Raw genomic sequence first — 19,144 nt, 5'->3', positions numbered from 1 at the left:
GCACTCAATCCGGCAAGCCCCGCCAAAGCCGTTAAAAACCGGAGCTTTTGCCACTCAAACCCTTGCATCAGGTCCCGTCCCGTGCGAATGGCGACGCCAAAGGAACCAGCGGAGACGAGAGCCATGAGCCAGTCGGGCAAGAACGGTCTTACCTATAGTGATGCAGGTGTGGATATCGACGCCGGCAACCTGATGGTCGAAAAGATCAAACCGGCGGTGCGTTCGACGCGGCGTCCCGGCGCGGATGGCGAAATCGGCGGCTTCGGCGGCCTGTTCGATCTGAAGGCCGCAGGCTTCACCGATCCGGTTCTGGTGGCCGCCAATGACGGCGTCGGCACCAAGCTGAAGATCGCCATCGACGCTGACTACCACGACACCGTCGGCATTGATCTCGTCGCCATGTGCGTCAACGATCTCGTTGTCCAGGGCGCAGAACCGCTGTTCTTCCTCGATTATTTCGCAACCGGCAAGCTGAACCCGGATCAGGGCGCCGCCATCGTTTCCGGCATTGCCGCCGGTTGCCGCGAATCCGGCTGCGCGCTGATCGGCGGCGAAACCGCTGAAATGCCCGGCATGTATTCCGATGGCGACTACGATCTCGCGGGTTTTGCCGTAGGTGCTGCCGAGCGCGGCCAGCTTCTGCCGGCCGGCGATATTTCCGAAGGCGACGTCATTCTCGGCCTTTCTTCCTCCGGCGTTCACTCCAACGGCTTTTCGCTGGTGCGCAAGATCGTTTCGGTCTCCGGTCTTGGCTGGGACGCCCCTGCCCCCTTCGCGGATGGCAAGAAGCTTGGCGAAGCGCTGCTGACGCCGACCCGCATCTATGTGAAGCCGCTTTTGAAGGCGATCCGCGAGACCGGCGCACTGAAGGCGCTGGCGCACATCACCGGCGGTGGTTTCCCCGAAAACATTCCGCGCGTTCTGCCCAAGCATCTCGCCGCCGAGATTGATCTCGACGCGATCAAGGTTCCGGCCGTCTTCTCGTGGCTCGCAAAAACCGGCGGCGTCGAGCCGAAGGAAATGCTGCGTACCTTCAATTGCGGCGTCGGCATGATTGTGGTCGTTTCGGCTGAAAATGCCGAGAAGGTCACCGACGCCCTGACGGCGGAAGGCGAGACCGTCTTCCCGCTCGGCCGCATGGTCGCCCGCGAAGAAGGTGCACACGGTACGATCTACAAGGGCACTCTCGGCCTATGATGAGCGCCGCCTTCTCGTCCGGCCGCAAACGCGTCGTCGTTTTCATTTCCGGCAGCGGCTCCAACATGGTGGCGCTGGCCAAGGCCTGCCAGGCGGTGGATTTTCCGGCGGAAATCGTCTGCGTGATTTCGGACAAGGCATCTGCGGGCGGGCTGGAAAAGGCACGGGATCTCGGTATTCCGACGCTGGTCTTCGAACGCAAGACTTATCCCAGCAAGGCGGAGCATGAGGGCGCCATACTGGCCGCACTTGGCGAGATTGCGCCTGATATCATCTGCCTTGCCGGTTACATGCGACTGATATCGGGGGATTTCATTGCCCCCTATGAAGGCCGCATCATCAATATCCACCCTTCCCTGCTGCCGCTTTTCCCCGGCCTGCACACCCATCAGCGCGCCATCGACAGCGGCATGAAGATTTCCGGCTGCACCGTGCATTTCGTCACCGAAGGCATGGATGAAGGCCCGACCATCGCGCAGGGTGCGGTACCGGTTGTTTTCGGCGATACGGCCGACACCCTCGCGGCACGGATCCTGACCGTAGAGCACCAGCTCTATCCGCTGACCCTGAAGCAGCTTGCCGAAGGCAAGGTGCGAATGGAAGACGGCAAGGCGGTCTTCACCGGCAGTGAAAGTAGAACTGAGTATTCCAACCTCATTTCCGCCTCCTGATAGAGTTATTCCTAAAGTACAAAAATACCTGAATTGGTATTTTTGCAAAAATAAACCGATCATTTACCATAATCACCTTTAATGCTCGCAGCGGCCCTTATTTCGGGTCCTCCGGTCATTCAGGAGCGATTATGCCATTTTCGAGATTTTCCCTGCCGCTTTCGGTTGTTCTGCTGGCGGGCGCCAGCCTGCCTGTCGCGGCTGAGCAAAGTGGCATTACAGCCTCAGTTGATGCCGGTGTTCTCAATCTTCGAGCAACGGAAACCGTCCATATCGGTGGCCGCAAGCTGAGCGAACTCGAATGGGAAACCAAAAACGCCGTGGCATTGCGCGGCTCGCTCGGGCTTGAACTTGCGCCCGGCTGGCGCGTCAAGGCGGAAGGCCGCGTCGGCTTTGAAGGCGATGGCTACATGACCGACTATGACTGGGTCTGGCCTTTTTCCAGAGACAGCTCCAAGGACAATTGGAGCCACCGTTCTCAGCATGACGACACGCGGCTCGACCATTATTTTTCGGGAAACCTCGAACTCAATCGCATGTTGCTGGACGATCCGCAGCAATATCTCAGCGCCGGCGTCGGCTTTCGTTATACGGATGTGCAATGGTCGGCCTATGGCGGCAACGCCGTTTACAGCGTTTTCTCCCCCCGTGATCTCTCGGGCAAATTCAAGGATGGCCTCAAGGGAATCACCTATCGCCAGCAAATCCCTGTCTTCTACGGTAACCTGACGGGCGGCCAGAGGTTCGGCAACTGGTCGCTCAATCTGGGCCTCGAAGGTGGCGCCATGGTCTACGGCAAGGCGACGGACGATCACTGGCTGCGCGACATGCGCTTCACCGACAAATTCGACGTTGCCGGCATGTTCGGGGTGAAGGCGGGCGTCGCCTATGACCTGACCGAGAACGCCTCGATCTATCTCGACGGCGCGTATGACTATACCAGCCTCGGACGCGGAGACACCCACTATAGCGGTGCGGGCGCTGGCAACCTGTCATCGGAAAAGAATGCCGGCGGCGGTGACTTGCAGTCGATTTTCGTGGGGATGGGCGTCAAAGGGCGCTTCTGATTTCGAGGGCGACCGTCGAAAAGAGATCGATCCGACGCACTTGGCCAACCACTTGACCAACTTCCGTGGCGCTCTTAATATGATAAGGGATATGAGCGAGGCCATGGCTGCCATGACGATTACGATCAAAGTCGGTGAAGCAAAAACACACCTTTCGGAGCTTCTGACCAAGGTCGAGGCGGGAGAAGAGGTCGTTATTGCGCGTGGAAATGAGCCTGTGGCGCGCCTCGTCAAGGCGATAGATACCCAATCCCGCCAAAGGCTCATCGCCGCGATACGCGCAGAGCGGTCGCAAAGAACCAAGACAACGGCAGATGAAATCAGAACGTGGAAAGAGGAAGGCCGCAGGTAATGGCCGTCGTTGTGGACGCCTCGGTTGTAGCGGCGTGGTTCCTGCTTGACGAGGACGGCGCAGTTGCCGAAGAGGCTCTTGCGCGGCTGGAAACACAGGACGCTTTCGCACCCGATCTTCTATCGCACGAGCTGCGCAACATACTACTTTCGGCCGAACGCCGAAAGCGTATTTCAGCGGATGACATCTTTGCAATTCTAATGCGTTTTGCCAGCCTGCCGATTACGCTTTCATCAAGCGCCGATCATGTGTCGATCATTCGCCTGGCGCAGAAACACGCCCTTTCCGCTTATGACGCCGCCTATCTGTCGCTCGCGATTTCGCGCAACGCGCCTTTGGCAACTCAGGACAGGAAGCTCGCGGCTGCCGCAAAGCTGGAAAACGTCGAGTTCTTCTAGGATTTGGTCAAAGCCGGGCGCGATTTAACATCGCCCATTGCAGGAGAATGATCGTCTTGGAATCGGTGATTTCACCCGATGCGATCATCGCAAAGGCCTCGTCCAGTCCGTAGGTCAGAACCTCCAGATCCTCGCCTTCGTCCTCCAGCCCGCCGCCGCTGCCGGCCTGTACGTCGAGATCGATACGGGCGACGAAGAGGCTGACCTTTTCCGTCAGCGTGCCGGGGCTGGCATACATGTCGAAGAGGTAATCAACCTTTTCGACCGCGTAGCCGGATTCTTCCATTGCCTCGCGGCGGATGGCATGCGCCGCATCGTCGTCATCGAGGAGCCCTGCCGGCACTTCGATCATGAAGCTTGGGTCGCCGTTCACGAAGGCGGCGGGGCGAAACTGGCGCACCAGCACCACGCTGTCGCGCTTCGGGTCGTAAAGGAGAATGGCGGCCGCGCTGCCGTGGTCGTGGACTTCCCGGACAATGCGGATCGTTTTACCATCAGGCATGCGCTGGTCGAAAACGAGCTTCTGCATATGCACGAAGCCCTTCCACACCGTTTCCTTTTCCACCAGCCGGATTCTGCCCGCGTCCGTGTCGGCCGGAACGTTTTTCGCCTGCGTCTGTGTCACCGGATATGTCCTTGCCTGTCGTGGGATTTCAGCCTGCCCGTGTTGCGGCGCAATATCAAGCCTCGCGGCTCTCATCGTCGCGGTGGAGCCACACCTTGTTGTCGTGGAATGCCGCGCCGCCATAAGGCGCAACGGCATCGGCGCCGGTCAGCACATTGATGCCCTCGCCATCCAGATGCGCCTTGTTGGGCCACAGCCCTTCGGCAATCAGCACGCCCGGTCTTGCTCCCTCCACGATTTTCGCGTGGAGCCGCACTTCACCGCGGCCATTGCCGATGCGGACGACGTCGCCATCGGCGATACCGCTGGTGGCGGCATCCTCGGGACAGATCATCAATTCCGGGCGGCCTTCCTTCTGCACGGATGTCTTCGTTTCCGCGAAGGTGGAGTTCAGGAAATTCCGCGCCGGCGATGTCGCCAGCCGGAACGGATGATCGCCATCCACGGTTTCGATGACGTCGACCTGATCCGGGAATTTCGGGAATTGCGAGACCGGCCCCATGACGCCGATGTTTTTCGGCGGCTTGTTCGGAGATGGCCCGGTCGCCCATTCGGGGCTAAAACGGAATTTGCCGTCACCGTAACCGAAACCTTCGAGATAGTGCGCCACCTCGAAGGAGGGCTGCGCATCGATCCATTTTTCTTCCGCCAGCGTGTCGAAATCGCCCCAGCCGCTGACTTTGAGCATACGGTCGACATGATCACGGGCCGAAAGGCCAAAGCCCGGCATATGGTCGACACCGAGACGTTTCGCCAGTTCTTCGATGACGAAGAGGTTGGTGCGCACCGTTTCGGGCGGCTCCACCAGTTTCGGACCAAGCAGAATGTGGTTCTGGCCGCCGGCGCGGTAGATGTCGTCATGTTCAAGGAACATGGTGGCAGGCAGCACGATATCGGCCACCTCAGCCGTTTCGGTCATGAATTGCTCATGCACGGCGACGAAGAGATCGTCGCGCAGGAAACCCTGTTTCACCAGCCGCTGTTCGGGCGCGACATTGACGGGATTGGTATTCTGGATCAGCAGCGCCGTCACCGGGCCGCCGTGGCGCAGCGCTTCAGCGTCTCCGGTCAGCACACGGCCGATCTGCGACTGGTCGAGCTGGCGCACCTCGGGGTCGGCGTAAGAACTGCCCATCAGCTCCGACTTGTTGAGCCGGAAGATATCGCCATTATTGTGGAAAGCGCCGCCGCCCTCATATTGCCAGGAGCCGAGGACGGTGGCGATGGAAAGGGCCGCATGCATGGCGACAGCGCCGTTGCGCTGGCGGGCAAAACCATATCCAAGCCGGAAGAAGGTCTTTTTCGTGGTGCCGACCAGCCGGGCGAAATCCTCGATCTCGTCGACGGAAAGACCGGTGATTTCCGAGGCCCATTGCGGCGTCTTCGTCTTCAGATGCGCCTCAAGCCCGGCCGGATCATCGGCGAAGCGCGCCATGTAATCACGATCGGCGTAACCGTCGCGGAAGGCGATGTGCATCACGGCGCAGGCGAGCGCCGCGTCCGTGCCGGGGCGGACAACGAGGCGCATATCCGCCTGTTTCATGGTCGGATTGTCGTAGATATCGACCACGACGATCTTCGCGCCGCGCTCCTTGCGGGCTTTCACCGCATGGGTCATGACATTGACCTGCGTGGCGACCGCGTTGGTACCCCAGATGACGACGACATCGGCCTTGGCGATCTCGCGCGGATCGGGGCCACGCAGTGCGCCGGTGCCCATCACGTAGCCGGTCCAGGCCATGTTGGTGCAGATCGATCCGAAGAAGCCGGAATATTTCTTGGCGTGGCGCAGCCGCTCGATGGAATCGCGCTGCACCTGCCCCATGGTGCCGGCGTAGAAATAGGGCCAGATGGCTTCGGCGCCGTGCCGCGCTTCAGCCTTGACAAAAGCGTCCGCCACCTCGTCCAGAGCAGCTTCCCAGGAAATTTCCTGCCAGTCGCCCGCCCCCTTCGCGCCCTTGCGGCGCTTCGGGGTCAGCAATCGGCCGGGATGATAGATGCGCTCGGAATAACGCGCCACCTTGGCGCAGATCACGCCGGCGGTGTAAGTATTGGCGTTGGCCCCGCGCACGCGGCCGATCCGGCCATCGGCATTGATGTCGACCTCCAGCGCGCAGGCGCTCGGACAGTCATGCGGGCAAACCGTGTGTCCGATACGAACTTCGGGCTTCGGGGCGGCTTTTTCAGCGGAAATCGGGGTCGCAACGTTCATGTCTTTTGTATATTGCATCAACGATGCGGCAAAAAGGCCGAAGTGACGTCCATCAAGAATATTCATCCTGACCATTCACCCCGACAAGCCGCAAGCGAGACATATCCATGAACTACCGCCACATCTATCACGCCGGCAATTTCGCGGATGTCCTCAAACATGCCGTTCTCGCCCGCCTCGTGCGCTACCTGCAGAACAAGGACAAGGCTTTTCGGGTGCTGGACACCCATGCCGGCATCGGTCTTTACGACCTGACCTCGGAAGAGGCGCAGAAGACGGGCGAATGGCAGACCGGCATCGGCAAGCTGATGGTGGGTGATCTGCCCGCCCCCATTGCCGAATTGCTGGAGCCCTATCTTGACGCCGTGAAGGAACTCAACCCGGAAGGCGGCGTGAAATTTTATCCCGGTTCGCCAAAACTCGCACGCATGCTGTTTCGCCCGCAGGACCGGCTTTCGGCAATGGAACTGCACCCGGATGACAGCCGCGCTCTGGCACGGCTCTTCGAGGGCGATTATCAGGTTCGCGTCACCGAGCTGGATGGCTGGCTGTCGCTCGGCGCGCATCTGCCGCCGAAGGAAAAGCGCGGCCTCATCCTCGTTGATCCGCCGTTCGAGCTTGAGAATGAATATCAGCGTCTGGCCGATGGCCTGAACAAGGCCTATCGGCGTTTTTCCACCGGCACCTATTGCCTGTGGTATCCCCTGAAGAAAGGCGCGCCGATCAAGGACTTCCATGAGCGGCTGCAATCCTTCGACATTCCGAAGATGCTGTGCGCGGAACTGTCAGTCAGAAGCGACCGGCTGGACGGCCTGAGCGGCTCCGGCCTCATCATCGTCAATCCGCCCTATACGCTGAAGGACGAGTTGCACACGCTGCTGCCTTACCTGAAGACAACGCTGGCGCAGGACAGGTTCGCCTCGCAGCGCGCCTTTTGGCTGCGCGGCGAGGAAAAGCCGGAAGAAAGCTGAGGGCTATCTCAACCCTTCCCTTTTCTGCGCCGCCGCAAGCTGTGATCGTTCGAAGAACAGGATCACGAACAGCGCCATGATGAAGGGGATGATGAGATAGAACAGCCGGAAGACCAGCAGCGCCGCGATCACATCCGCCGGGTTCATATCCGGCAGGCCGGTGACGAAGACCAGCTCCAGCACCCCCAGTCCGCCCGGCGCATGCGAGATGAGCGCCGCTGAGAAGGAAACCAGAAATATGCCGAGAATAACCATATAACCGGGATTTCCGGCTTCCGGCAGCGCGAAATAGATGATGCCCGCCGCGCCGATCAGCTCGATCGGGCCGATGACGAGTTGTTGCGCAACAAGCTTCGGCGCGGGGTAAGGCAGCACGAAAGAGCCGATTTTCAGGGGCTTCAGCCCGAGCAAGCTGCCGAGAACATAAAGCCCGACAACAAGGAGCAGCAGGACGCCCGTGGTCGTGGAGGCTTCGACGGGCAGGATTCCGGTAAACCGTTCGGTGATGTCGGGCTCGTAAAGCAGCACCAGGCCGATGAGCATGATCGTGCCGATGAGGAAGGTGAAGGAGCAGAGGCCGACGAGAACGCCCACTTCCGCGACACTCAGTCCCTTGGACGTATAGGCCCTGTATCGCACCACCGCTCCCGAAAATACGGAGGCCCCGACATTGTGGGACAGCGCATAGGTGGTGAAAGAGGTGAGCGTGATGAAGAACCAGTTCACCTTGCGGCCAAGATGCTGCAGCGCGATGCGGTCATAACCGGCAAGCGCGGCATAGGCCAGCAGGGTCGCAAGGCCCGAGCACAGCCAGTCCCGCACGCGAATGGCTTTCAGGCTGTCCCAGAGATCATCGAGCGACAGGCCACGCAATTCGTGAAAGAGCAACCAGGCGGAAAAACCGATCGTCGCAAAACCAACGACGGGCCAGATGTATTTCTTGAATTTCATGCGGTCATGCCGCCTATTACCCCCAGCCCTGTTTCCGTCTTTTGCGGAAGATTCGTTCGACTCTATTCGTTATGCGGCGAAGCTTTCAACCTTTTTGCCCGTTTGCCTCGTTCACAAATTTATGTAAGACCGGATCGTCGCCCGACGGCGGTGTGAGGTGGTCCAGTTTCCGGGGAACGTGCACGGAATGAAACGTTACGCAGGTTTCATCGCCTTGGGTCTTCTATCGCTTGCGGCGCTGTGGTTTGCACAGGAAAAACCCGCCCCGAAAGGACCCGTGAACGATCAGCAGGCGCAAGCCTCGTCGCAATCCGCGGGACGCCCGCAGCAAGAGACACCACGGAGAAATACGGGCAATAATCCGGCACCTCGCGGAACGGGTTTCGATTTCTACGTGCTTTCCTTGTCCTGGTCTCCGGCCTTCTGCGCCAGTTCCGAAGGCTCGGGTAACCGTCAGCAATGCGGCAGCGACAGGCGTTACGGTTTCGTCGTGCACGGGCTTTGGCCGCAGAACGAAGACGGCTATCCCGAATTCTGCCAAAGCAGCGAGCCTGAGCGTGTTCCTGACGCGATCGGCCGCACCATGTTCGATATCATGCCGTCCATGGGTCTGATCGGCCACCAGTGGCGCAAGCACGGCTCCTGCTCCGGCCTGTCGCAGAGGGATTATTTCTCGGCAACGCGGGCCGCCTTCGAGGCCGTCCGGCTGCCGGAAAAGATCGCCTCGGGCGCCGCGGCCTCCACACTGTCCGCCGACGCCATAGAAACCGCTTTCACCGACGCCAATCCGGGCCTGTCGAAACGCAGCATCTCCATCAGCTGCGACGGCAAACGCCTTGAGGAAGTACGCATCTGCCTCAACCGGGACATGACGTTCCGCGATTGCCCAGAGCTTGACCGCAAGGGCTGCCGCGCCAACGCCGCAGAAATCATCCCCATTCGCTAGAGCGCGTCGAATGCGCACTATTTCTCGTCTGTACACATTTTCCAGACATAAAACCGCTATCCAGTTTTACTGAATACTCCAGTCCCCAGACGACAACCCATAGGACCTGACCATGGAACTGCTTTACTCGCCCGCCTCCCCTTATTCCGCCAAGGTGCGCATGGCCGCCCGCCATCTCGACATCGACATCACCTCGGTACGCGTCGACACCAATGCCGAGCCCGCAACGCTGATGGACAACAATCCGCTCGGCAAGATTCCCGTCCTGCTTCTGGATGGAGGCGGCTCGGTCTATGACAGCGTGGCGATCATGCACTATCTCGACCGTCTTTCAGGCGGCAAGCTCTACCCGAAAAAGAACGGCAAGCGCACGGATGTGGAAATTCTGGAGGCGCTGTGCGACGGCATCATGGATTGCCTGCTCGCCATCGTTTACGAGCGCCGTTTTCGCCCGGAAGACAATATCCATCAGCCCTGGATCGACAAGCAGTGGAGCAAGGTGGTACGCGGACTTGATTATCTCAACGCTAACCTTCCGAAAACCGGCAAGAAGCTGCATGGCGGCCATTTCGCCCTTGCGGCGATGATCGGTTATCTCGACCTGCGTTTTGCCGGCGAATGGGCCGAAGGGCGCGATGCGCTGGCCGCTTGGCCTGAAACCTTCGGCAAGCGTTTCGAAGCCTACACGGAAATGAAGGCCGCCGCCTGAGGTTAGCGAAAGAACAATGCCCGGCCTGATCGCCGGGCATTTATTTCGGCGGTATGCCGCAAAACAAAAAAGCCGGGGCGTAAACCCCGGCTTTTCTTTAACCGATCCGAAAAGGATCAGAACTTGACGCCGATACCGGCCTTGACCGAGTGATCGTCGAAACCACGCGAGAACGCGCCGGAGTCGAGACCGTAGTCCTTCTTCTGGTAGTCGCTGTAGCGATATTCCAGACGTGCGGTGATGTTATCGGTCACCATGGCTTCTACACCGGCACCGACGGTGTAACCGAGAGCGGTGGCGCTGTCCTTGGAGGTCGCGTCACGTACCTTGTTGTCGGAGACAGCAAGACCAGCCGTACCGTAAAGCAGGAACGGGTTCATGTCGTAACCAACGCGGCCGCGCAGCGAGCCGTTGACGCCCTGCTTGCCTTCGATGGCGTTGCCGGCAACCGTACCGGCAGAACCCTTCTCGTCGCCGAGGTTGACGTCTGCTTCGGCGCCGTAAACGATCTGGCCGCTCTGCATGTTGTAACCACCGTACAGACCGCCGCCGAAGCCCTTGGCGTCACGGCCGTCATTGCTGGAGCTGAAACGGCCCCAGTCATAGTTGACCGTACCACCGAGGTAAGCGCCGGACCAATCCTTGACCGGTGCGGGCTGGTCGTAGGACACCGGTGCCTGCGGCACTTCATTTACGGCGTCAGCGGCGTGAGCAGCCGAAAAGCCGGCGGCTGCCATGGTCGAAGCCATAAGGGTTGCTACGAAAATACGCATGCTATTCTCCTTTCAGGACCGCTCTGCACTCAAAACATTGTTTTCAGACGCGGCATAATTCGTCGGGTTAATCGCCCCTCTGGAAACTGAACTTGATGGGAGAATGCGGAGATCAAAGAGCCAAAATGTGAATTGTTTGGGGCAGAGGCGTGACTAGAATTAGACGTTGCCTAATTGCCACAAGGGTTTTATTAACCCTAACAGAAGCCTAACCAGCAATAGATCGCCTTTAAACTTAGTTATATTCAAATTAAACCGAAATTGCATTGTGAATAAAAAATCGCCCAATTCTTTTGGGGCTGACGGACAGCTTGCGATTTGCATTTATATCCAGCAAATAGGGCTGAGATGAGCAAATGCAGGTCCGCCGTGAAAGAAAATATACCGAAGACAGTCTTGATAACGGGGGCCGCCCGCCGGCTTGGGCGGGCAATCGCCACCGATCTGGCCGCCCATGGCTTCGCGATCGCCGTCCATGCCAATGAATCGATGGCGCAGGCCGAGGAATTCGCTAACGAAATAAGGCAAAAAGGCGGCAAAGCCGTTGCCGTCCAGGCGGATCTGACACAGTCCGGGCCCACTTCTGGGCTCATCGAACAGGCTTCTTCGGCGCTGGGACCTATCGGCGTCGTTATCAATAATGCATCGGTTTTTCTGGACGACTCGGCGGATAAGCCCGATCCCGCGATCTTCGACGCGCATTTCGCCGTGCATGTGCGGGCCCCTTCCCTCATCGCCGCCACCTTTGTCGAACAATTGCCTGCCGACAATTCCGGGCTGATCGTCAATATCATCGACCAGCGCGTGCTTGCCCTCACACCGCGTTTTTATTCCTACACACTTTCTAAATCCGCGCTGTGGACGGCCACGCGGACGATGGCGCAGAGCTTCGCACCGCGCGTGCGGGTCAATGCCATCGGGCCGGGTCCTACCTTCAAAAGCGAAAGACAGACGCCGGAGGACTTTCAGGCGCAGATCGACGGCCTTATATTAAAGCGAGGTCCCGCACCGGATGAGTTCGGGCGGACGATTCGCTTTCTTTTCGACACGCCGTCGGTCACCGGACAAATGATCGCGCTCGACGGCGGCCAGCACCTCGGCTGGGAAACCCCTGACGTGGCGGAGATAAATGAATGAACGGAAAGAAGCTGCCTGATGGCGGTATTCTCTTCGATGAAACCGACGACGAAGACGACGATGCAAACCTTGCCGCACCGGAAGCGGCCGAGGCTCCGCGCGACGTTGCCGGCATGGACTGGAATGCAGGCTGGAAAAACGAATCCGGCCTGAAGGGCATGGATCTGATCGGCGAATTCGTCAAACACCTGCCGAACTCGCCGGGTGTCTATCGCATGTTCAACGATGCGGGCGACGTGCTTTACGTCGGCAAGGCGCGCTCGCTGAAGAAGCGCGTCGGCAATTACGCGCAGGGCCGCGTGCATTCCAACCGCATCGCCCAGATGGTGCGTTTCACCACCCATATGGAATTCGTCACCACCCGCACGGAGACGGAAGCGCTTCTGCTGGAAGCGAATCTGATCAAGCGTTTGCGGCCGCGCTTTAATGTGCTTTTGCGAGACGACAAATCGTTTCCCTATATTCTCATCACCGCCGACAACCGCGCACCGGCGATTTTCAAACACCGTGGCGCCCGGGCGCGCAAGGGCGACTATTTCGGCCCCTTTGCGTCGGCTGGCGCGGTCGGCCGCACGATCAATTCACTGCAGCGCGCCTTTTTGATCCGCACCTGCACCGACAGCGTGTTCGAGACCCGCACGCGCCCCTGTCTTCTTTACCAGATCAAGCGCTGTTCCGGCCCCTGCACGCATGAGGTCAGCGATCAGGGGTATGCGGAACTCGTCAAGGAAGCCAAGGATTTCCTGTCCGGCAAGAGCCAGAGCGTCAAGACCGCGATTGCGCGGCAGATGAACGAGGCGGCCGAAGACCTCGATTTCGAGCGGGCCGCCGTCTATCGCGACCGGCTGGCCGCACTTTCCCATGTCCAGAGCCATCAGGGCATCAACCCGGCTGGCATCGAGGAAGCGGATGTTTTCGCCATCCACCATGAGGGCGGCATCTCCTGCATTCAGGTATTCTTTTTCCGCACCGGCCAGAACTGGGGCAACCGCGCCTATTTCCCGAAGGCCGATCCTTCCCTGCCCGGCTCGGAAATTCTCAACGCGTTTCTGGCGCAGTTTTACGACGACAAGCCCGTGCCGAAACAGATCCTGCTTTCCGAAACGGTGGAGGAGCAGGAACTGCTGGCCGCCGCTCTCGGTGAAAAGGCGGGACACAAGGTCACGATCAGCGTGCCGCAGCGCGGTGAGAAGAAGGACATTACCGACCACGTGCTTGCCAATGCCCGCGAGGCGCATGGCCGCAAGCTGGCGGAAACCTCGTCCCAGGCGCGGCTGCTGAAGGGTTTTGCGGAAACCTTCGGCCTTTCCTATGTGCCGCGACGGATCGAGATTTACGACAACTCGCATATCATGGGCACCAATGCCGTGGGCGGCATGGTGGTGGCGGGGCCGGAAGGTTTCGTGAAGAACCAGTACCGCAAGTTCAACATCAAATCGACCGACATCACCCCCGGCGATGACTTCGGCATGATGCGCGAGGTGATGACCCGCCGTTTTTCCCGTCTCCTGAAGGAAGAAGGCAAGCCTGACCGCGAACGGACACCGACACCGGAGGAAGCGGCCGACATGCCCTTCCCCGCCTGGCCGGATGTGATCCTGATCGACGGCGGCCAAGGCCAGATGACGGCGGTGCGCGCCATTCTCGACGAACTCGGCATTCGCGACTGTGTGACGGCCATCGGCGTCGCCAAGGGTGTGGACCGCGAGGCGGGCCGCGAGCGCTTCTTTGCGGACGGGCGCAGCGATTTCTCGCTGCCGCCGCGCGATCCCGTGCTTTACTTCATCCAGCGCATGCGCGACGAAGCGCACCGTTTTGCCATCGGCTCGCACCGGGCGCGGCGCAAGAAGGAAATGGGGCGCAATCCGCTGGATGAAATTTCGGGAAGCGGGCCGGGCCGCAAACGCTCCCTGCTGCAGCATTTCGGCACGGCCAAGGCGGTTTCCCGCGCCGGTCTCAACGATTTGATGGCTGTCAGCGGTATTTCCGAGACGGTGGCGCGACAAATCTATAATCACTTCCACGAGAGCGGCAGTGATTGATACCGCGACGTCGTGGCGAACTGCTAAAAAAACATAATCACATGTTGACGCTATGCCCTAGCGGCGGCATCAAGGCAGCTGATCTTAGACTGACAGGTTTCCCATGGCTTCGCGCGCATACAGCATTCCCAACCTTCTCACCTATGGCCGCATCCTCGCGGTTCCTGTCATTGTTCTTTGCTTTTTCATCGAAGGAAAGCTGGAAAGCTCGGATTTCGCGCGCTGGACAGCCTTGTGGCTGTTCATCATCGCCTCGCTGACCGATTTCCTCGATGGTTATCTGGCGCGTATCTGGAACCAGACGTCGAATATCGGCCGCATGCTGGATCCGATTGCCGACAAGCTGCTGGTCGCCTCCGTGCTGCTCCTGATGGCGGCTGATGGCACCATTGCCGGCTGGTCGCTCTGGGCGGCCATCACCATTCTCTGCCGTGAAATTCTGGTCTCCGGCCTGCGCGAATATCTGGCAGCGCTGAAGGTCAGTGTTCCCGTTACCCGCATCGCCAAATGGAAGACCACCATCCAGATGGTGGCCATCGCCTTTCTGCTTGCGGGTCCTGCGGGCGACAAGGTTCTGCCCTACACGACCGAGATGGGAATTACGCTTCTCTGGCTCGCCGCGGCACTCACCATGTATACCGGTTATGATTACTTCAAGGCCGGCCTCAAGCACATCGTGGACGAAGAATGATGGCACGGATCGTTTATTTCGCCTGGGTGCGCGAGAAAATCGGCACGGATGAAGAAGAGCTGGATATCCCCTCCTCCGTCACCACGGCCGGCGAGCTGATCGCCTGGCTTGCGACACGCGGCGAAAATTACGAAGCCGCCTTCGAGTTTCCCAATGTGATCCGTGTTGCCGTCAATCAGGAACATGTCGAGCATGACGAAAGCATTGTCGGCGCACGCGAGATCGGCATTTTCCCACCGATGACGGGGGGATGAGCGGATGCAGCCGACAGTCCGCGTCCAGGCACAGGATTTCGATGCTGCGGAAGAAACCCGCCGGCTGACGGAAAGTGACAGGAGCATCGGCGCGGTGGTGGCCTTCACCGGGCTCTGCCGGGATGATGGCGGCACACTCGCGGCGCTGGAGCTCGAACATTATCCCGGCATGGCGGAAGCGGAAATAACCCGCATTGCCAAACTTGCCATGGAGCGTTTCGGCCTGCTTGGCCTCACCGCCATCCATCGCCACGGCAATATCGCCACCGGCGAAAATATCGTCCTCGTCATTGCAACCTCGTCTCATCGACAGGCGGCCTTCGACGGTGCCAATTTCGTGATGGACTATCTCAAGACATCCGCTCCGTTCTGGAAAAAGGAACATGGCAAGGATGGCTCGACGGGCGACTGGGTTGCAGCAAAGACAACCGACGATACGGCCAAGGACAAGTGGCGATAGTGCTTGTTCTTTTCTCGCATTTCCGGATGGACAACCGACGTCCACTTTTCCGGAGATGCTCTAGGGCGCTTCAACCCTGCTGCGCATGATGATCAGCCAGCCGACCAGCATCGCCAGAACCGCTGCATCGCGCCAGGCGGCCGGGCCGTAACCGACCCAGAAAGTTTCCGCAAAACCAACGGCGGCGGCCCCAAGGCCGCAGATGAGCGGGCTGGCATAACCGCCCGCCGCTGAAATCAGCACCACCTTCAGTCCAAAGACCAGACCGGCCCCGAAATCCATAGTGCCGTAATAAAAAGTGGCCAGCACACCGGCGATGGCGGCGACGAGGCCCGCCGCGCAATAGGACAGCAGAAATATCCTGCCCGCATTCACCCCGCATAAAGCGGCGGCAAAAGCATCGTCCGGCACCGCCTTCCAACGCCTGCCGAAAGCGGAAAGGCTGAGATAAAACGACCCCGCGAGAATGAGCAGGCAGAACGCCGCCGTGTTCAGCATCTGCATGGGTGTCAGGGTTACGGCAAATCCCCCGTCGGCCCAGAAACGCACCGGCTCAGACAGAAGCGGCGGCAGCCATAACTGCCTTGTGTCGGCGACCAGCCTCGCGCTTTCCGTGAGGGCGATCAGCACGCCGACCGAGGCGACGGTCACCGCATTGGGAGAGGCTTTCGCCAGCGGCCGCATCACCGCCCTGCCGACAAAACCCGCCGCCCATAGCCCACCGAACACACCCGCCCCTGCCCCGAGCGCAAGTGTTGCCGGCAGAACCAGCCACAGCCGGTTCCAGCCGAAATCGGCAAACAGCAGGCAGGTCTGACCGGCAAAGGCGAATATGGCGCCATAGGTGACATCGGCGCGTCTGGTGACCGAAAAGGCGATGGCATAGCCAAAGGCCAGAACCGCATAAAGCGAGGCGACCGGCACGGCATTCAGCAATTGTTGCAGGAAATAGGCCAAGCGCGTCCTCCCGCCATTATTATAACTGTTAAAACCTGTTTTGACAGTTATAATGTGCGATATGACCTTTCGCTGGACAGAACATCGTTTCGCAGGCGGCGCATTGGCGCTGGATGTCGCCAATAGCGTGATCCTGCGCTCGGAGGCGGCAAAATCAGTCGACCGTTTTGCTGTGCCGGCGCAGATCGCTGCCTTTGCCGAAGCGGCGACAAGGCTCGGTGCGGAGCGCCACAGGTTTCCCACGCTCATCGCGCCCGAAGCGGAAAGGCGGCCGATTTTTCTAGAGCTTCGCGAGGCTGTCGACGATTATTTCCGCACGTCCATCAGCGGCAGCGGCGATGGCGACGGCAAACTGGCCGGGCTTCTTTTCGCCTGCGGCACGGCGCTGCGGACGTTTCCGCTTGCCGAAAGCCTCGGCAATGCCACCGCCCATTCCGCCCTCTCGCTACTTGCGGGCGAGACGCAGGAACGGCTGCGCATCTGCGGCAATTGCGGCTGGCTGTTTATCGATCGCAGCAAGAACAAGAGCCGCATCTGGTGCGATATGGCGGTGTGCGGCAACCGGCAGAAAGCCAACCGGCACTATCACCGGAAAAAGGAGGCGCGGACATGAAAGGAATCGCCCTTCCATTGCTGGCGATTGCAGGGATGCTCGCCCTTTCCGGCTGCCAACGGGACGAACCGCGTGAGGTGGCGAAGATTTCCGGCCGGATGTTTGTGTTTAACTACCGCGTGGCCATCGCCACCTATCTGGTGACCCTTCAGCGCATCGCCCCCATTCGTGACGGCAGTACCATTGAGGCGACGTTCGAGAACCCGCGCGGTGGTCCAGACCTCACCAGCCGCGAGAAGATTTTTCCGAAAGACGAAAAGATCACGGTTCAGAGCCCACCGGTGGAATGCGTGAAGCAGGACCTGCCCTATAAGGTCACCATCCGTATCAAAGGGCCGGAAGGCGACATTCTCCAGACCATCGAAACAACGATCCGTTCCGACACCGACCAGTCACTTCTGCCCGCCAAGCCGCTGGTGGTTGGCCCGCTTTATACGCCCAATCCCGAGGTGTTCAAACCGGATGGCACGACGGATATGCGGCCGGTTCAGGATTGTCCGGCGTCGTAGGGACTGACGGAATGAATGACGTGAAGGCGTCCCATCCCTCATTCCTGTGCTCGTCACAGGGATGAGGAAGGTGGAAATGGCTGCAGCCTAACCCTTTACCCCTATCAAAACAAAAAACGGAGCCTTTCGGCTCCGTTTCCTCGAGTCTTTTCAGCAGCTTCACGCAATCGCCTGCAACAGCGATTCAAGCCGTTGAGATTTTGAATCAGCCGACGATTTCGGTTTCGGCGAACCAGTAGGCGATTTCCTGTGCAGCGGTTTCCGGAGCGTCGGACCCGTGAACGGAGTTTTCGCCGATGGAGAGCGCGAAGCTCTTGCGGATGGTGCCTTCAGCGGCCTGGGCCGGGTTGGTCGCGCCCATGATTTCGCGGTTCTTGAGGATGGCGTTTTCGCCTTCCAGAACCTGAACGATGGTCGGGCCAGAGGACATGCCTTCAACGAGTTCGCCGAAGAAGGGACGCTCTTTGTGAACGGCGTAGAAGCCTTCGGCTTCGCGCTTGCTCATCCAGACGCGCTTGGAGGCGACGATGCGCAGACCGTTGTCTTCAAATACCTTGGTGATCGCGCCCGTGAGGTTACGCTTGGTTGCGTCCGGCTTGATCATCGAAAATGTGCGTTCAATCGCCATGTGTCCGTTTCCTTTTCCTTCAGAGAAAGTGGGCGGTCTTTACCCGCCCAAAGGCCCGAAAACAAGGGGGATCAACGAGATTGCGACTGTCACCGCAGACATTTCACGCCGCTGTCACACTGCGGCCTCTCGCATCATAGAGATCGAGGCAGCCTTCGAACCAGTCCCGCACCGGATCGTTATCGGCAAACAGATCCAGCCCAGTGGTGATCCGCGCCCATTGCAGCGCGCCGAACACGATGTAATCCGCAAAGAGCGGCGACGTACCGCCGATGAAAGGCTGGAAGCTCAGCATACGCCGGATCGGTGCGAGCAATGCCGGAAATGCTGCGATCTCCGCCTCGCGGTTCGCCACCACGTCCTCGAGCGGACGGCCGAGCGCTTTCGTGCGGCTATCGCGGAAATAATGGCGATCCGGCTCATCCAGCATATTGTGGATATCGAGCACGGCAATGCGGACGATGGCGGGGTGAAGCACAGTCTGCGACCAGCTTTCGACGAAACGGGCCATGGCCTTGCCACCCTCGCCGTTAAACAGCGACGGGCGCTCCGGGTAAGTCTCGTCAAGGTAAAGGGCAATTTCGAAACTGTCGCTCACCAGTTCGTCACCATCGCGCAGGATGGGCACGGTCTTCGAAAAACCATCCTCTACCGTGGGGATCACCGTGAAGGGTAAAGGCCGCTCCTCGAAATCCAGACCCTTATGCGCCAGCGAAAGCACGGTTTTCCAGCAATGGGGAGAAAATGGCCGGGAAGTGTCGCTTCCGCATAGCGAATAGAGCGTTCTGGAAGTCGTCATGGGCTGCCCCTCTTCTGCAACATCGATGAAGCGATATAAAAACGGTCTCTGCCCGAAATCAAATCAGGATTTGTCATATTATCGATCAAGGCGCGCCAACGCGGAATCATGCCTCGTGACGGCAAAATTCCCTTCTGGATTTATTCTATTTTAAACCGTTGCTTGTAAGAATAGCGCCGTTC

At 59.3% G+C, this 19,144-nt stretch carries 22 protein-coding genes; 15 read left to right on the top strand and 7 right to left on the bottom strand.

What is annotated here, in order from left to right:
• The first annotated feature begins 123 nt into the window (after nucleotides 1-123).
• The 5 genes from purM to ASB65_RS11685 all read left to right on the top strand — a co-directional run bounded on the left by purM (nucleotide 124) and on the right by ASB65_RS11685 (nucleotide 3,685).
• Complete coding sequence (gene purM / locus ASB65_RS11705) at nucleotides 124-1,197, top strand: phosphoribosylformylglycinamidine cyclo-ligase (RefSeq protein ID WP_060724051.1); 1,074 nt, start codon at nucleotides 124-126, stop codon at nucleotides 1,195-1,197.
• The gene (purN, locus tag ASB65_RS11700; protein WP_060724050.1) at nucleotides 1,194-1,868 is read left to right on the top strand and encodes a phosphoribosylglycinamide formyltransferase; all 675 of its coding nucleotides are present in this window, start codon (nucleotides 1,194-1,196) and stop codon (nucleotides 1,866-1,868) included. Before purM ends, purN begins: the two co-directional genes overlap by 4 nt.
• A gap of 131 nt (nucleotides 1,869-1,999) precedes the next feature.
• The gene (locus ASB65_RS11695; protein ID WP_060724049.1) at nucleotides 2,000-2,935 is read left to right on the top strand and encodes an omptin family outer membrane protease; all 936 of its coding nucleotides are present in this window, start codon (nucleotides 2,000-2,002) and stop codon (nucleotides 2,933-2,935) included.
• A 112-nt stretch (nucleotides 2,936-3,047) separates the two neighbouring features.
• Nucleotides 3,048-3,287, top strand: coding sequence for a type II toxin-antitoxin system Phd/YefM family antitoxin (locus tag ASB65_RS11690; protein ID WP_060724194.1), 240 nt, complete (start codon nucleotides 3,048-3,050; stop codon nucleotides 3,285-3,287).
• The gene (locus ASB65_RS11685; RefSeq protein WP_003502141.1) at nucleotides 3,287-3,685 is read left to right on the top strand and encodes a type II toxin-antitoxin system VapC family toxin; all 399 of its coding nucleotides are present in this window, start codon (nucleotides 3,287-3,289) and stop codon (nucleotides 3,683-3,685) included. Before ASB65_RS11690 ends, ASB65_RS11685 begins: the two co-directional genes overlap by 1 nt.
• Before the next feature lie 7 nt (nucleotides 3,686-3,692).
• Here the strand turns inward: ASB65_RS11685 and ASB65_RS11680 are convergent, their stop codons facing one another.
• Together ASB65_RS11680 and ASB65_RS11675 are read right to left on the bottom strand one after the other, a co-directional pair.
• Entirely contained in the window at nucleotides 3,693-4,310 is a 618-nt protein-coding gene (locus tag ASB65_RS11680; RefSeq protein ID WP_060724048.1) for an NUDIX domain-containing protein, read from the bottom strand.
• 55 nt (nucleotides 4,311-4,365) lie between these two features.
• Complete coding sequence (locus tag ASB65_RS11675) at nucleotides 4,366-6,588, bottom strand: molybdopterin-containing oxidoreductase family protein (protein WP_060724047.1); 2,223 nt, start codon at nucleotides 6,586-6,588, stop codon at nucleotides 4,366-4,368.
• Nucleotides 6,589-6,629: 41 nt separating this feature from the next.
• On the opposite strand from ASB65_RS11675, the gene ASB65_RS11670 reads away from it, so the two are divergent.
• Nucleotides 6,630-7,493 carry a 23S rRNA (adenine(2030)-N(6))-methyltransferase RlmJ gene (locus ASB65_RS11670; RefSeq protein ID WP_060724046.1) on the top strand — a complete coding sequence of 288 codons (864 nt, stop codon included), beginning with the start codon at nucleotides 6,630-6,632 and terminating at the stop codon, nucleotides 7,491-7,493.
• A gap of 3 nt (nucleotides 7,494-7,496) precedes the next feature.
• Here the strand turns inward: ASB65_RS11670 and ASB65_RS11665 are convergent, their stop codons facing one another.
• Complete coding sequence (locus tag ASB65_RS11665) at nucleotides 7,497-8,444, bottom strand: lysylphosphatidylglycerol synthase domain-containing protein (RefSeq protein ID WP_060724045.1); 948 nt, start codon at nucleotides 8,442-8,444, stop codon at nucleotides 7,497-7,499.
• Nucleotides 8,445-8,631: 187 nt separating this feature from the next.
• Between ASB65_RS11665 and ASB65_RS11660 the strand changes: the two genes are divergently transcribed.
• Both ASB65_RS11660 and ASB65_RS11655 read left to right on the top strand, forming a co-directional pair.
• Nucleotides 8,632-9,390: a ribonuclease T2 family protein gene (locus ASB65_RS11660; protein ID WP_060724044.1), complete on the top strand. Its 759-nt coding sequence runs from the start codon at nucleotides 8,632-8,634 to the stop codon at nucleotides 9,388-9,390.
• A gap of 112 nt (nucleotides 9,391-9,502) precedes the next feature.
• Complete coding sequence (locus ASB65_RS11655) at nucleotides 9,503-10,099, top strand: glutathione S-transferase (protein WP_060724043.1); 597 nt, start codon at nucleotides 9,503-9,505, stop codon at nucleotides 10,097-10,099.
• Nucleotides 10,100-10,215: 116 nt separating this feature from the next.
• Here ASB65_RS11655 and ASB65_RS11650 read toward each other — a convergent pair whose 3' ends face one another.
• Complete coding sequence (locus tag ASB65_RS11650) at nucleotides 10,216-10,872, bottom strand: outer membrane protein (protein WP_003502127.1); 657 nt, start codon at nucleotides 10,870-10,872, stop codon at nucleotides 10,216-10,218.
• Nucleotides 10,873-11,220: 348 nt separating this feature from the next.
• Here ASB65_RS11650 and ASB65_RS11645 point away from each other — a divergent pair, with 348 nt between their 5' ends.
• The 5 genes from ASB65_RS11645 (at nucleotide 11,221) to ASB65_RS11625 (ending at nucleotide 15,456) form a co-directional block, all read left to right on the top strand.
• The gene (locus ASB65_RS11645) at nucleotides 11,221-12,009 is read left to right on the top strand and encodes an SDR family oxidoreductase (RefSeq protein ID WP_060724042.1); all 789 of its coding nucleotides are present in this window, start codon (nucleotides 11,221-11,223) and stop codon (nucleotides 12,007-12,009) included.
• Complete coding sequence (gene uvrC / locus ASB65_RS11640) at nucleotides 12,006-14,051, top strand: excinuclease ABC subunit UvrC (protein ID WP_060724041.1); 2,046 nt, start codon at nucleotides 12,006-12,008, stop codon at nucleotides 14,049-14,051. The genes ASB65_RS11645 and uvrC overlap by 4 nt, the downstream gene beginning before the upstream one ends.
• Before the next feature lie 103 nt (nucleotides 14,052-14,154).
• Complete coding sequence (gene pgsA / locus ASB65_RS11635; protein WP_003502124.1) at nucleotides 14,155-14,742, top strand: CDP-diacylglycerol--glycerol-3-phosphate 3-phosphatidyltransferase; 588 nt, start codon at nucleotides 14,155-14,157, stop codon at nucleotides 14,740-14,742.
• A complete protein-coding gene (gene moaD / locus ASB65_RS11630; RefSeq protein ID WP_031234579.1) occupies nucleotides 14,742-14,996 on the top strand; it encodes a molybdopterin converting factor subunit 1 in 255 nt (84 codons plus the stop codon). Before pgsA ends, moaD begins: the two co-directional genes overlap by 1 nt.
• A gap of 4 nt (nucleotides 14,997-15,000) precedes the next feature.
• Nucleotides 15,001-15,456 carry a molybdenum cofactor biosynthesis protein MoaE gene (locus ASB65_RS11625; RefSeq protein WP_060724040.1) on the top strand — a complete coding sequence of 152 codons (456 nt, stop codon included), beginning with the start codon at nucleotides 15,001-15,003 and terminating at the stop codon, nucleotides 15,454-15,456.
• Nucleotides 15,457-15,516: 60 nt separating this feature from the next.
• On the opposite strand, the gene ASB65_RS11620 is transcribed toward ASB65_RS11625, so the two are convergent.
• Nucleotides 15,517-16,413 (bottom strand): branched-chain amino acid ABC transporter permease, encoded by an 897-nt coding sequence (locus tag ASB65_RS11620; RefSeq protein WP_060724039.1) that lies wholly within the window; start codon nucleotides 16,411-16,413, stop codon nucleotides 15,517-15,519.
• 52 nt (nucleotides 16,414-16,465) lie between these two features.
• Here ASB65_RS11620 and ASB65_RS11615 point away from each other — a divergent pair, with 52 nt between their 5' ends.
• Together ASB65_RS11615 and ASB65_RS11610 are read left to right on the top strand one after the other, a co-directional pair.
• Entirely contained in the window at nucleotides 16,466-17,026 is a 561-nt protein-coding gene (locus tag ASB65_RS11615; protein ID WP_020813538.1) for a CGNR zinc finger domain-containing protein, read from the top strand.
• Nucleotides 17,023-17,535, top strand: coding sequence for a hypothetical protein (locus tag ASB65_RS11610; protein ID WP_020813537.1), 513 nt, complete (start codon nucleotides 17,023-17,025; stop codon nucleotides 17,533-17,535). The genes ASB65_RS11615 and ASB65_RS11610 overlap by 4 nt, the downstream gene beginning before the upstream one ends.
• Nucleotides 17,536-17,740: 205 nt before the next feature.
• On the opposite strand, the gene ndk is transcribed toward ASB65_RS11610, so the two are convergent.
• A complete protein-coding gene (gene ndk, locus ASB65_RS11605; RefSeq protein WP_060724038.1) occupies nucleotides 17,741-18,163 on the bottom strand; it encodes a nucleoside-diphosphate kinase in 423 nt (140 codons plus the stop codon).
• Between the two features lie 103 nt (nucleotides 18,164-18,266).
• Complete coding sequence (locus ASB65_RS11600) at nucleotides 18,267-18,962, bottom strand: glutathione S-transferase family protein (protein WP_026363455.1); 696 nt, start codon at nucleotides 18,960-18,962, stop codon at nucleotides 18,267-18,269.
• Between the last annotated feature and the right edge of the window lie 182 nt (nucleotides 18,963-19,144).

The organism is Agrobacterium tumefaciens str. B6 (assembly GCF_001541315.1).
In the GTDB taxonomy this organism is placed as follows: Bacteria; Pseudomonadota; Alphaproteobacteria; order Rhizobiales; family Rhizobiaceae; genus Agrobacterium; species Agrobacterium radiobacter.
Note: the sequence above shows the minus strand (reverse complement) of the source record. Positions and strands in the feature narration are given on the sequence as shown.

Coding starts and splice junctions, on each gene's coding strand:
- purM (WP_060724051.1), top strand. CDS start 124: ATGAGCCAGTCGGGCAAGAACGGTCTTACCTATAGTGATGCAGGTGTG.
- purN (WP_060724050.1), top strand. CDS start 1,194: ATGATGAGCGCCGCCTTCTCGTCCGGCCGCAAACGCGTCGTCGTTTTC.
- ASB65_RS11695 (WP_060724049.1), top strand. CDS start 2,000: ATGCCATTTTCGAGATTTTCCCTGCCGCTTTCGGTTGTTCTGCTGGCG.
- ASB65_RS11690 (WP_060724194.1), top strand. CDS start 3,048: ATGACGATTACGATCAAAGTCGGTGAAGCAAAAACACACCTTTCGGAG.
- ASB65_RS11685 (WP_003502141.1), top strand. CDS start 3,287: ATGGCCGTCGTTGTGGACGCCTCGGTTGTAGCGGCGTGGTTCCTGCTT.
- ASB65_RS11675 (WP_060724047.1), bottom strand. CDS start 6,588: ATGAATATTCTTGATGGACGTCACTTCGGCCTTTTTGCCGCATCGTTG.
- ASB65_RS11670 (WP_060724046.1), top strand. CDS start 6,630: ATGAACTACCGCCACATCTATCACGCCGGCAATTTCGCGGATGTCCTC.
- ASB65_RS11665 (WP_060724045.1), bottom strand. CDS start 8,444: ATGAAATTCAAGAAATACATCTGGCCCGTCGTTGGTTTTGCGACGATC.
- ASB65_RS11660 (WP_060724044.1), top strand. CDS start 8,632: ATGAAACGTTACGCAGGTTTCATCGCCTTGGGTCTTCTATCGCTTGCG.
- ASB65_RS11655 (WP_060724043.1), top strand. CDS start 9,503: ATGGAACTGCTTTACTCGCCCGCCTCCCCTTATTCCGCCAAGGTGCGC.
- ASB65_RS11650 (WP_003502127.1), bottom strand. CDS start 10,872: ATGCGTATTTTCGTAGCAACCCTTATGGCTTCGACCATGGCAGCCGCC.
- ASB65_RS11645 (WP_060724042.1), top strand. CDS start 11,221: ATGAGCAAATGCAGGTCCGCCGTGAAAGAAAATATACCGAAGACAGTC.
- uvrC (WP_060724041.1), top strand. CDS start 12,006: ATGAACGGAAAGAAGCTGCCTGATGGCGGTATTCTCTTCGATGAAACC.
- pgsA (WP_003502124.1), top strand. CDS start 14,155: ATGGCTTCGCGCGCATACAGCATTCCCAACCTTCTCACCTATGGCCGC.
- moaD (WP_031234579.1), top strand. CDS start 14,742: ATGGCACGGATCGTTTATTTCGCCTGGGTGCGCGAGAAAATCGGCACG.
- ASB65_RS11625 (WP_060724040.1), top strand. CDS start 15,001: ATGCAGCCGACAGTCCGCGTCCAGGCACAGGATTTCGATGCTGCGGAA.
- ASB65_RS11615 (WP_020813538.1), top strand. CDS start 16,466: ATGTGCGATATGACCTTTCGCTGGACAGAACATCGTTTCGCAGGCGGC.
- ASB65_RS11610 (WP_020813537.1), top strand. CDS start 17,023: ATGAAAGGAATCGCCCTTCCATTGCTGGCGATTGCAGGGATGCTCGCC.
- ndk (WP_060724038.1), bottom strand. CDS start 18,163: ATGGCGATTGAACGCACATTTTCGATGATCAAGCCGGACGCAACCAAG.
- ASB65_RS11600 (WP_026363455.1), bottom strand. CDS start 18,962: ATGACGACTTCCAGAACGCTCTATTCGCTATGCGGAAGCGACACTTCC.